This window comes from Marinobacter sp. (assembly GCF_033722195.1).
GTDB lineage: Bacteria > Pseudomonadota > Gammaproteobacteria > Pseudomonadales > Oleiphilaceae > Marinobacter.
On sequence record NZ_JAWVZL010000097.1, the window covers coordinates 1 to 11,272 of the forward strand.

Sequence of the window (11,272 nt, forward strand, 5' to 3'; positions counted from 1 at the left end):
CTGGCACCGCCTGCGTACCGACCCGATCCTGCGCTTCCTGGTGGTATCCCTGTCGTTCTACGGCATGTCCACCTTCGAGGGCCCGATGATGGCCATCAAGACCGTCAACGCGCTGTCCCACAATACCGACTGGACCATCGGCCATGTTCATTCCGGCGCCCTGGGCTGGGTCGCCATGATCAGTATCGGCGCGATCTACCACCTGATTCCCAAGCTCTGGGGTGTTCAGGCCATGTACAGCACAGCGATGATCAACGTGCACTTCTGGCTGGCCACCGTGGGCACGGTGCTCTACATCGTCGCCATGTGGGTCAACGGCATCATGCAGGGTCTGATGTGGCGCGCGGTGAACAGTGACGGCACCCTGACCTACAGCTTCGTGGAAGCCATGTCGGCCTCGGCACCGGGCTACTTCGTCCGCTTCCTGGGCGGCCTGATCTTCCTCTCCGGCATGCTGGTAATGGCATACAACGTCCGTATGACCATTCGTCAGAAAGAGGCCGTTGCGGTAGAAAGCAGCGCGGCACAAACGGCCTGAGGAGTCCAGAATCATGAAACATGAAGTCATCGAGAAAAACATCGGCCTGATGATCGTGCTGATCCTCGTGGTCATCAGTGGCGGTTTCCTGGCGGAAGTGGTTCCGCTGTTCTTCTCCAAGGACGTGAACCAGCCCATCAAGGGCCTGGAGCCGCTGACCGCGCTGGAGTTCGAGGGCCGTGACATTTATATCCGGGAAGGCTGCCATGTCTGCCACACCCAGATGGTCCGTCCGTTCCGTGCCGAGACCGAGCGCTATGGCCACTACTCCGTGGCCGGCGAGTTCGTCTACGATCACCCGTTCCTGTGGGGCTCCAAGCGCACCGGCCCGGATCTTGCCCGCGTCGGCGGGCGCTACTCCGATGCCTGGCAGCGGATGCACCTTTACGATCCGCGCAGTGTCGTGCCTGAATCCATCATGCCGGCCTACCCTTGGCTGTTCGACAGAAAAATCGATCACACCCGGACTGCGGCGAAGCTGGAGGCCTACCAGACCCTTGGCGTGCCCTACACCGACGAGCAGATCGCCAACGCGGCCAGTGAAGTCGAGGGCAAATTCGAGATCGAGGCGCTGGTGGCCTATCTGCAGCAACTGGGCACCGTGCTGTCAACCAACCGGTGATCGCGATGGATATCAACGATTTTCGGGGCATTCACACCCTGCTGGTCATGGCCGTCTTTCTTGGGATCTGCTGGTGGGCGTACAGCGCCCGCCGCAAGAAACCCAACGACGAAGCCGCCCATCTGCCGTTTGACGACGACGAGATCGACCAGCGCACGACCGAACAGGATAAAACGGAGAAGAAACAATGAGTACCTTCTGGAGCATCTGGATCAGCGTGATCGTGCTCGGTACTGTTTTTGGCTGCTGGTGGCTGCTCTGGGCCACCCGCAAGAACCAGACCACCGATACCGAGACCGACCGCACCACGGGCCACTCCTTCGACGGCATCGAGGAATACGACAACCCGCTGCCCAAGTGGTGGTACTACCTGTTCGTGGGCACCTGTGTGTTCAGTCTGGGTTATCTGGCGCTCTACCCCGGTCTGGGTAACTTCCAGGGTCTGCTGGGCTGGTCCCAGTACAACCAGTGGGAAGAGGAAGTCCAGGTGGCCGATGCCCGTTACGGTGAACTCTACGCTCAGTACGGCGACATTCCGGTGCCGGAGCTGGCCCAGAACGAGGACGCCATGCAGATGGGCCAGCGCCTGTTCTCCAACAACTGCGCGGTCTGCCACGGCTCCGCTGCCCGCGGCGCCATTGGTTTCCCCAACCTGACCGACGACGCCTGGCTCTATGGCGGCGAGCCTGAAGCCATCCTCACCACCCTGCACCAGGGCCGTCAGGGCAACATGCCTGCCAAGGGCCTGATGCCCAACATGACTCCTGCGCAGGTTGATCAGGTCACCAACTACGTACTCAGCTTCAGCGGCCGCGCCCGGAGCGAGGAAGCGGCCCAGGCTGGCAAGGCAGTCTATGACCAGGGCTGTGCCGGTTGCCATGGCGCTGACGCCAAGGGTAACCAGGCCATCGGTGCCCCCGACCTGACGGACGATGCCTGGCTTTACGGGAGCACCTACGAGTGGATTGAGGAAACCGTGCTTTACGGCCGCAACAACGTTATGCCGGCACAGTCGCCCCGCCTGAGCGACGACGAGATCCACATTCTCGCGGCCTACGTGTACAGCCTGTCCAACTGAGTTTGCCCGGGCCGGTCCATCGGCCCCGGCAGTCTTTTGAACCCTGGGGGATCGGCGGATCCTCCAGGCTTGAGAAGATTGCCACCCCGGGAGGTATGCTACCCATGACCAACCAGATTCCGGTTCGACAGGTAGACCCCGCGACTGACGCCTCCAACAACAACAAAAAGGCTGAAACAGTAGATCTCTACGCCAGCCGCAAGAAAATCTATGTCAAGGAAGTAAAGGGCTTTTTCCAGCGCATCCGCACCGTCAGCCTGTGGGCGCTGATGGGCATGTACTTCCTGTTCTGCTGGATCACCGTCAACGGTGAGCCGCTGATCTATTTCAACCTGCCGGAGCGGGAGTTCCTGCTGTTCGGCACCACCTTCTATCCCGAAGACTTCATCCTGCTCTCCGGCATGCTGATCATTGCCGCCTTCGGCCTGTTCTTCATCACCACCCTGTTCGGGCGGGTCTGGTGCGGCTACACCTGCCCGCAAACGGTGTGGACCTTCATCTTCATGTGGGTGGAGGAGCGCATCGAGGGCAGCCGCAACAAGCGCATGAAGCTGGACAAGGCGCCCAACTCGCCGGAGAAGATCCGCAAGAAGACCCTGAAGCACACCCTCTGGCTGCTGATCGCCTTTGCCACGGGTGCCACCTTCGTGGGTTACTTCTATCCCATCCGTGAGCTGCTCGCTGACATCTTCACCCTGCAGGCCAACGGCTGGGCCTATTTCTGGGTGGGCTTTTTCACCCTGGCCACCTACATGAACGCCGGCTGGATGCGGGAGCAGGTGTGTCTGTACATGTGCCCATACGCCCGCTTCCAGTCCGTGATGTACGATCCCGACACCCGCGCCGTGGCCTATGACCCGGGCCGGGGCGAGCCCCGGGGAGGCCGCAAGAAGAGCGCGTCCAAGGAAGAGCTGGGGCTGGGTGACTGTATTGACTGCGGCATGTGCGTGCAGGTCTGCCCCACCGGCATCGACATCCGGGATGGCCTGCAGTACGAGTGCATCGGCTGCGCCCTGTGCATCGATGCCTGTGACGAGGTCATGGACAAGATGGAGTATCCCCGCGGCCTGATCCGGTACGCCACCGAAAACGAGCTGCAGGGCATGCCCTCCAAGCTGCTGCGACCACGGACCTTCGGCTACGGCGCCGTCATGGTGCTGATGATCGCCGCCCTGGTGTTCACGCTGCTGACCCGCACCCCGGCGGAGCTGGATGTGCTTCGGGATCGGGGCGCGCTGTTCCGGATGACCGGTCAGGGCCTGGTGGAGAACTCCTACACCGTCAAACTGGTGAACAAGACCGAGGTGCCGCAGACCTTCGAGCTCAGCGTCTCCGGCATGGACAGCCTGCGTATCCTCGACAACCAACCCGTCACCGTTGCCAGCGGCGAGAGCCGCACGCTGCCCACCGTGGTGGTGGTAGACCCGGAGGCGGTGAAAGAAACCAACAGCGGCATCGTGTTCCGGGCCCGGTCCCTGAACGATGAGTTCCTGGAACTGGAAACTGAAAGCCGTTTCGTCGGTCCTACCCCCCGGTAACCACTTGCTTGCCGCGGACCGACCTCCAAGACCGAAAAGAGACAACGCAATGACAGAAGACACCGCCATCAAACCCTGGTTCCGCCAGCCCTGGTTCTGGTTCCTGCTGATTTTCCCGGGGGCCTCCATCATCTGGTGCACCATTGCCATTACGGTGGCGCTGAACACCGACAACGCCATGGTCACTGACGACTATTCCAAGGAAGGCCGCGCCATCAACCTGGAGCTGGCCCGTGACCAGAAGGCCGCGGACATGAACCTCAACGCCATCATGGAGTTCTCCGGCGACCGGTTGAGCGTCAACCTGAACAGCAAGGAGGGTTACTCGGACTACCCCTATCTGGTACTCAACCTGTTCCACCCCACCCTGTCGGAAAAGGATCGCACCGTTCAGCTGCAGTCCATGGGCGGCGGCTATTACCGTGCCAGCCTGCCCCGCAACCTGGACGGCCGCTGGTATATGGACCTGCGGGGACCGTCCAACGAATGGCGCCTCAAAGGCGAGCTGTTCCTGCCGTCCGAGACGCCGCTGACCCTGGATGCGAACGCGAGCGCCGGGTGAACGCAACCGCCTGCTTTCATTGCGGTGAACCCGCCGCGGGCTCACCGCCGATCACCCTGACCCTGGATGGCCGGGAACGCCATTTCTGCTGTCAGGGCTGTAAGGCGGTGTGCCAGACCATCCGCGCCGAGGGCCTGGAGGGTTTTTACCAGCTTCGCACCGAGGCCGCCGCCACACCCCAGGCGCTGACCGAGACCGAGCGCGAGCAGATCCGTGAGCTGGACCATCCCCTGGTGCAGCAGGCTTTTGTGGCGCCGGTCAGCGGCGGTCTGGAAGCTCAACTGCTGATCGGCGGCATCACCTGTGCCGCCTGCATCTGGCTGCTGGAGAACCACCTGGCCAAGCAGCCCGGGGTGGTGTCCTTCAGTGTCAATCACAGTACCCAGCGGGCGCGACTGGTTTGGAACCCGGAGCAGACCCGGCTCAGTGACCTGCTGCTGGCCATTCACCAGTTGGGCTACAGCGCCCGTCCCTACCAGCCCGATGACGCCGAACAGGCCCTGCAGTCGGAAAAGCGGTCCGCGCTGATCCGGCTGTGTGTGGCGGGATTGGGCACCATGCAGAGCATGATGCTGGCGTTCCCGCTGTACTTCGAGCTGATCAGCGACCTGTCGCCGGATTTCATCCAGCTGTTCCGCTGGTTCAGCCTGCTGGTGGCCACCCCGGTGGTGCTCTACAGCGCCGCGCCCTTTTTCCGCAATGCCCTGCGGGACATCCGCGGCCGCCATCTCACCATGGACGTGCCGGTGGCCACCGCCATCGGCCTGGCCTACCTGGCCAGCGCCTGGGTTACGGTGTTTGGCGGCGACGAGGTGTATTTCGAATCGGTGTGCATGTTCACTTTCTTCCTGTCGCTGGGCCGCTATATCGAGATGCAGGCCCGCTACCGGGCCGGCCTCACCGGCAACGCCCTGGGGGCCATCCAGCCCCGCATCGCCACCCTGGTGGAAGGCGACCAGATCCGGGTGGTGCCGGTGCACCAGCTCCGGGAGGGGGACCTGATCCGGGTAAAGCCCGGTGAGACCCTGCCGGTGGATGGCGAGATCGTCAGTGGCCGTTCCACCCTGAACGAGGCCGCCCTGACCGGTGAGTACCTGCCGGAAACCCGCAAGCCGGGCGATCTGGGCCACGCCGGCAGTATCAACGGCGAAGGCCCCCTGACCGTTCGGGTGATTCGCACCGGCGCCAACACCCGGCTGTCCGGCATCCTCCGGATCCTGGACCGGGTGCAGGCGGAAAAGGCACCGGTGGCGCGAATGGCGGACCGCATCGCCCGGGTGTTCGTCAGCCGGGTGCTGATCGTGGCACCCCTGGTGTGGCTGGGCTGGTGGTATATGGGGGCCGACAACGCCTTCGATATCACCCTGTCGGTGCTGGTGGTCACCTGCCCCTGCGCCCTGTCGCTGGCGACCCCAACCGCCATCACCAGCGCCACCATGCATCTGCGCAAACTGGGGTTTCTGCCCACCCGGGGCCATACCCTGGAATCCCTCAGCACGGTGGACACGGTGGTGTTCGACAAGACCGGCACCCTCACCCGGGGCGAGCTGTCCCTGGTCACCGTCAAGACCTTTGGCCATCTGTCCGAGGCACGGTGCCTGGAGCTGGCGGCCGGGCTTGAGCAATACTCGGAACACCCCATAGCCCGGGCCCTGCAGAGCCGCCATCCGGCGCCAGTACGTGACGTCCGCAATCATATTGGCGACGGCCTGTCGGGTCTGCTGGATGGCCGCAAGCTGTTCATCGGCCACAGCGACTTTCTGAAACAGAAAGTGGCCGGCGCCATGCCCAGCTGGCGCAGTGACAACGGCCTGGAGGTCTGGCTGGCGGACGAGCACCGCTGGCTGGCCTGCCTGGTGCTGGACGACGAACCCCGGCCCGACGCCGCCGAAACCATCGCCACGCTCAAGGCCCGGGGCCTCAGAACCCTTCTGCTGAGCGGCGACCGCTCCGGACATGTGGACCGCATTGCGAAAATGCTGGGCATCGACGAGGCCATCGGCCAGGCCTCACCCGAGGACAAGCTGGCAACCCTGCAGCGACTGGCGGATGAGGGCCGCACCCTGATGATGGTGGGCGATGGCCTCAACGACCTGCCCTCCATGGCGGGCGCCCGGGTGTCGGTAGCCATGGGCTCGGCCGCCGATCTGACCCGGCTCAAGGCCGATGCGGTCCTGCTCAACGGCCAGCCCCGGCAGATCCTGGCAGCGCTGGACACCAGCCGGGCAACCCGGCGGATTATCCGCCAGAATATGACCTGGGCCCTGGCCTACAACGTCTGTGCCCTGCCCCTGGCCGCCGCCGGTCTGGTACCGCCCTGGCTGGCCGCCATCGGCATGTCGCTGAGTTCCCTGTTCGTGGTGCTCAACGCCCTGCGGCTGGGTCGCAGCCGGTCGGGCAGTCCCGCGGGCAAGACCACACCGGGGCTGGTTGGCGCCAATCCGGCGGCCTGATAGGGTAAACGAGTGGTGTTAAGCCCGGGCGACCGGGTTGCGATGACGACGAGGAGTGGCCGTGAAAATTGTCCTGATTCTGGTGCCCATTACGCTGATTCTGGTGGCGATGGGGATCGTCCTGTTCTCCTGGGCCGTGCGCAATGGCCAGTACGACGACCTGGACGGCCCGGCCCATCGCATCCTCTACGACGACGACAAGGACATGATTCCCGAGGATTCGCGGCAGGATCGCCCATCCACTGGTGACAAAGCCTCCGCCACCGACCAGGACCGCCAGCCGACCCGCGGGAACCCCGACGCATAGTGGATCCCCAACTCGCCATTGCCTATTCCAGCGCCTTTCTGATCGGACTGCTGGGCAGCACCCACTGCCTGGGCATGTGCGGCGGCATCAGTGCCTCGCTGTCCATGGCCTTGCCGGTGGGCCGCGGCTTCCGGCTGCGCCAGACCCTGATGCTGCTGTGTTTCAACGCCGGCCGGATTGGCAGTTACGTGCTGATCGCGACCCTGATCGCGCTGCTGAGCACCTCGGCGGCGGAGCAATGGGTGCAGATGGCGCCGGTGCTGAGGACCCTGGCGGGGGTTCTGCTGATTCTGATGGGGCTGGGCATGGCCCAGTGGTGGCAGGGTATCCGGTGGGTGGAACGCGCCGGCGCGCCGGTCTGGCGGAGGCTCTCGCCCCTGACCACACGCCTGCTGCCGGTGCGCCACCCTGGCCAGGCACTGGCGCTGGGAGCCCTATGGGGCTGGCTGCCCTGCGGCCTGATCTACAGCACGCTCGGCTGGGCGGCCCTGCAGCCGACGGTGGCGAGTGCCGCCCTGACCATGCTCTGTTTCGGCCTGGGCACCCTGCCCTCCATGCTCACCACCGGCTACGCCGCCGGCTGGGTCAAGAACCTGCGCCAGCATCCCCGCTTTCGCCAGATGGCCGGCATCCTGCTGATCGCTTTCGGCCTGTGGACCATTCCCCTGTGGCATGGTTTCGGTCACTGACGCCAAAGCAATCAGAGGCCGCGCTCAGAGATTGAGCACGTCCAGGCGCTGGTAGCCTGCCTCCTCCGAAGACTTGGCGTAATCGGCATGGCGGGCCGTGCCGGTCGGGCGGCCGGTCTGCAGCTGGTTGTTGCTGAAATCGAACAGCTTGGGGTCGGCCAGGTGGGAGGGCTCCACGTTGCAGATGGCCCGGAACATGGCCTCAAGCCGCCCGGGGTGCTGGCGGTCCCAGCCCTGCAGCATGTCCTTGACCACCTGCCGCTGCAGGTTTTCCTGGGAGCCACAGAGGTTGCAGGGAATGATGGGGAATTCCCGCAGCGCAGCGTAGCGCACCAGGTCTTTTTCGCGGCAGTAGGCCAGGGGCCGTATCACCACATTGCGGCCATCGTCACTGTGCAGCTTGGGGGGCATGGTCTTGAGTTTGCCGCCGTGGAACATGTTGAGGAACAGGGTTTCCAGCAGATCGTCCCGGTGATGACCCAGGGCGATCTTGGTGACGCCGTGCTGCTCGGCAAAATTGTAGAGAATTCCGCGTCGTAGACGTGAACAAAGCCCGCAGGTGGTCTTCCCTTCCGGGATTTTTTCTTTGACAATGCTGTAGGTGTCTTTCTCAATGATGTGGTATTCCACACCCAACCCGGCCAGATAGGCGGGCAGGACCTCCTCGGGGAATCCGGGCTGCTTCTGGTCCAGGTTGACCGCGATCAGCTCGAACGCCACCGGAGCGCTTTTCTGCAGGCTCAGGAGGATGTCCAGCATGGCGTAGGAGTCCTTGCCGCCACTGAGACAGCACATGACCTTGTCACCCGCCTCGATCATGCTGAAATCGGCGATGGCCTGACCCACCTCCCGGCGCAGGCGCTTCTGGAGCTTGTCATTCTCGAGCTTTCGCTTGCGATCGACTTCGGAGGCGACGGGCTCGGCAGTGGCAACGGGATTGGAATCGGTCATAGGTGGTATCGGGCTGCAAACAGGGACATGGAAAGACACGGACAAGGAACGGCCGCAGGCCCGCGATTATACTGGACGACGGCCACCGGCGTCACACCCCACGGCAAGGAAACCGAATGAACATGCAAGGCGTTGAAAGCCAGGGCAAGCGCGAGCGCAACCGTATCCAGAACCGCCGCGCCATTCTGCTGTCGGCCCTGGAGTGCTTCCGGGAGCTGGGATACGAACAGACCACCATCCGGGACATTGTCCGGCGCACTGACCTGGCGGCCGGTACCTTCTACAACTACTTCTCCAACAAGGCGGATATTTTCTCCGCCCTGCTGACGGACTATCTGGACGGGCTCAACCGCAACCTGACCAAGGCCCGCCATGCCGCCGGCACTGATGAGGATTTCATCCACTCCGCCTACCTCGCCCTGTTCCGGGCCACCGCGGACGACCCCACGGTGTACGAGCTGGCCTACCGCAATGACCAGACCATCCGACAGCTCTTCGGCGCCGACATCCTGGGTCTGGCGCGGCTGTCGCTGGAGCACGACGTGGCCGATGCGGTCAAGCGCGGAGTGCTGCCGCCGGTGGACCAGGAGTACCTTTGCGCCGCATTTTTCGGCGTAGCCTATGAGCTCAGCCTGCGCCTGGCCCGTCGTGCCACCGAGAGTCCGGACTCGGCGCCCGAGCTGGCCGGCGAGGCGGCGGAATTCGCCACCCGCCTGTTCCTCGGCGGGCTGCGGGAACTGGCCTGGCGATCGCGCTGAGACCGCGTCTGGCCTCCGGAGTTTTGGTGACATACCATGGGGGACATGACCGATCACCAAGCCATGCCGGAAACCACCCGTTCCAGCGCCGCCACGGCTCGCGCTGATCAGCAGGAAGCGCTAAAACAGAAAGTCCAGCACCTGATGATCGCGGTGGAATCCATCCTGCGGGCCCGGCCCGCCGGAATATCGGAGCTGGATCTTATCCGCGCCCTGCAGGCGCCGCCGTGGGAGTTGCTGGAGACGGTGGATTTCTCCTCGCCGGAACGGCTCTACCCGGTGCATTTCCTCACGTTTCACGCACTCTACCGGCTTCGGGATGACATCGGCGGCCAGGGCGAGCAGCTCAGCATCTCGCCACTACTGATCCGGCTGGGTCCTGGACAGGGATCACCGGCTACCAGCGCCCTGGCGGAAAGCGATAAACTCCGGGCCTTCTATCTCGACCTGGACCAGTACGCGCTCTCCGAGCAGACCGTCAGCCAGATGATGGACGATTTCTGGGCCGGGCGTTCGGGCCGCCAGCCGGCCGCCGGAGAAGTTAGTGACGCCGCCGTGACCCTGGGCTTCGACCGGGTGCCGGATCATTTCGAAGAGGTCAAATACCGGTTCCGGCGCGCGGTCATGCAGGCCCACCCCGACCGCGGCGGCCGTACCGAGGACGTGCAGGCACTCAACGAGGCCTTCGGTGTGCTGCGGGTGTATTACGTCACCCGGGACACCTGAACATTGCCCTGATCACAATCGATTCTGCAGCGAGAGGACATTGCCCATGACACCTACCCGCCTGTTGTTTTCCGCCCTGGCGCTGGCCGGCCTGGTCAGCGCCGGACCGGCCCACGCGGATCTGGTGGTCCTGCAATATCACCATGTCAGCCCCTCCACACCGGCATCCACCAGCACCACCCCCTCCCTGTTCCGGGCCCAGATGCAGATGATCCGGGACCTGGGACTGGAAGTTGTACCGCTGCAGGAGGGCACGGAGGCCGCCCTGGCCGGTGAGCTTACCGACCGCCAGCAGGTAGCCATCACCTTCGATGACGCCTACGAGTCGGTATGGACCACCGCCGCCCCCATCCTGGAGGAGTTCGGTTATCCGTTTACGGTATTCGTCAATACCAATGCCGTTGGTAAGGGGGATGTGATGACCTGGGACCAGCTGGCCCAGTGGGCGGAGGCACCGCAAGTGCTGATCGCCAACCACAGCCACGATCATGGCCACCTGCCCCAGAAGCCGGGTGAATCCGACCAGGCCTGGCGCGAGCGTATCAACGTGAGCCTGGACAGGGCCCAGAGCATTCTGCAGGAGAAACTGGGCACCCGCCCTCCGCTGTTCGCCTACCCCTACGGCGAATTCGGCGACAAGCTGGAACAGGCCATTGCCGACCGCGACTGGTATGGCTACGGCCAGCAGTCCGGGCCGATCGGCGCCAGCTCCAGCCCCACCCGGCTGCCCCGCTTCCCCATGGCGACCGCCTATGGTCAGCTGGATTCGCTGGAGAACAAGCTGCGCAGCCAGGCACTGCCGGTGAGCGCCAACCAGCTTCCCAGCGGGGTGATGAGGGAGAATCCGCCAGCCCTAGAGCTGGCCTTGCCGGACCAGCTGGACCCGGGCCGGCTCAACTGTTTCGCCTCCGGCCAGGGCCGCATCAACGTTATCCAGCAAGCCGGACAGCAGGTCCGGATCCAGGCGGACAATCGCTTCCAGAGCCGGCGTTTCCGTTACAACTGCACCTACCCCATCCAGGGCGGCCGCTTCTACTGGCTGTCCCATCA

13 protein-coding genes are annotated in these 11,272 nt (G+C 64.0%); 12 read left to right on the forward strand and 1 reads right to left on the reverse strand.

The genetic code is table 11. The annotated features are described in order from the left end of the window. The 9 genes from R3280_RS13810 to R3280_RS13850 form a co-directional block, all read left to right on the forward strand. The coding region (locus R3280_RS13810) for a cbb3-type cytochrome c oxidase subunit I (RefSeq protein ID WP_318999194.1) at positions 1 to 538 on the forward strand (538 nt) is incomplete at its 5' end. Between the two features lie 13 nt (positions 539 to 551). Beyond that, the gene (gene ccoO / locus R3280_RS13815; protein WP_318999195.1) at positions 552 to 1,160 is read left to right on the forward strand and encodes a cytochrome-c oxidase, cbb3-type subunit II; all 609 of its coding nucleotides are present in this window, start codon (positions 552 to 554) and stop codon (positions 1,158 to 1,160) included. Between the two features lie 5 nt (positions 1,161 to 1,165). Continuing rightward, positions 1,166 to 1,351, forward strand: coding sequence for a cbb3-type cytochrome c oxidase subunit 3 (locus R3280_RS13820; RefSeq protein WP_318999196.1), 186 nt, complete (start codon positions 1,166 to 1,168; stop codon positions 1,349 to 1,351). Beyond that, on the forward strand, positions 1,348 to 2,238 hold the full coding sequence (ccoP, locus tag R3280_RS13825; RefSeq protein ID WP_318999197.1) for a cytochrome-c oxidase, cbb3-type subunit III: 891 nt from the start codon (positions 1,348 to 1,350) through the stop codon (positions 2,236 to 2,238). Before R3280_RS13820 ends, ccoP begins: the two co-directional genes overlap by 4 nt. Positions 2,239 to 2,342: 104 nt before the next feature. Next, positions 2,343 to 3,776, forward strand: coding sequence for a cytochrome c oxidase accessory protein CcoG (gene ccoG / locus R3280_RS13830; RefSeq protein ID WP_318999198.1), 1,434 nt, complete (start codon positions 2,343 to 2,345; stop codon positions 3,774 to 3,776). Positions 3,777 to 3,825: 49 nt separating this feature from the next. Beyond that, entirely contained in the window at positions 3,826 to 4,338 is a 513-nt protein-coding gene (locus tag R3280_RS13835) for a FixH family protein (protein ID WP_318999199.1), read from the forward strand. Beyond that, positions 4,335 to 6,791: a heavy metal translocating P-type ATPase gene (locus tag R3280_RS13840; protein ID WP_318999200.1), complete on the forward strand. Its 2,457-nt coding sequence runs from the start codon at positions 4,335 to 4,337 to the stop codon at positions 6,789 to 6,791. Before R3280_RS13835 ends, R3280_RS13840 begins: the two co-directional genes overlap by 4 nt. Before the next feature lie 61 nt (positions 6,792 to 6,852). After that, the gene (ccoS, locus tag R3280_RS13845; protein WP_318999201.1) at positions 6,853 to 7,098 is read left to right on the forward strand and encodes a cbb3-type cytochrome oxidase assembly protein CcoS; all 246 of its coding nucleotides are present in this window, start codon (positions 6,853 to 6,855) and stop codon (positions 7,096 to 7,098) included. Further along, positions 7,098 to 7,787: a sulfite exporter TauE/SafE family protein gene (locus R3280_RS13850; RefSeq protein WP_318999202.1), complete on the forward strand. Its 690-nt coding sequence runs from the start codon at positions 7,098 to 7,100 to the stop codon at positions 7,785 to 7,787. The genes ccoS and R3280_RS13850 overlap by 1 nt, the downstream gene beginning before the upstream one ends. A gap of 24 nt (positions 7,788 to 7,811) precedes the next feature. On the opposite strand, the gene ttcA is transcribed toward R3280_RS13850, so the two are convergent. Further along, a complete protein-coding gene (ttcA, locus tag R3280_RS13855; protein WP_318999203.1) occupies positions 7,812 to 8,738 on the reverse strand; it encodes a tRNA 2-thiocytidine(32) synthetase TtcA in 927 nt (308 codons plus the stop codon). A gap of 122 nt (positions 8,739 to 8,860) precedes the next feature. Between ttcA and R3280_RS13860 the strand changes: the two genes are divergently transcribed. The 3 genes from R3280_RS13860 to R3280_RS13870 all read left to right on the forward strand — a co-directional run. Next, on the forward strand, positions 8,861 to 9,496 hold the full coding sequence (locus tag R3280_RS13860; RefSeq protein WP_318999204.1) for a TetR/AcrR family transcriptional regulator: 636 nt from the start codon (positions 8,861 to 8,863) through the stop codon (positions 9,494 to 9,496). A gap of 36 nt (positions 9,497 to 9,532) precedes the next feature. After that, positions 9,533 to 10,222 (forward strand): DNA-J related domain-containing protein, encoded by a 690-nt coding sequence (locus R3280_RS13865; RefSeq protein WP_318999205.1) that lies wholly within the window; start codon positions 9,533 to 9,535, stop codon positions 10,220 to 10,222. Positions 10,223 to 10,268: 46 nt separating this feature from the next. Next, positions 10,269 to 11,272: polysaccharide deacetylase family protein (locus R3280_RS13870; protein ID WP_318999206.1), on the forward strand; the 1,004-nt coding region annotated here is incomplete at its 3' end.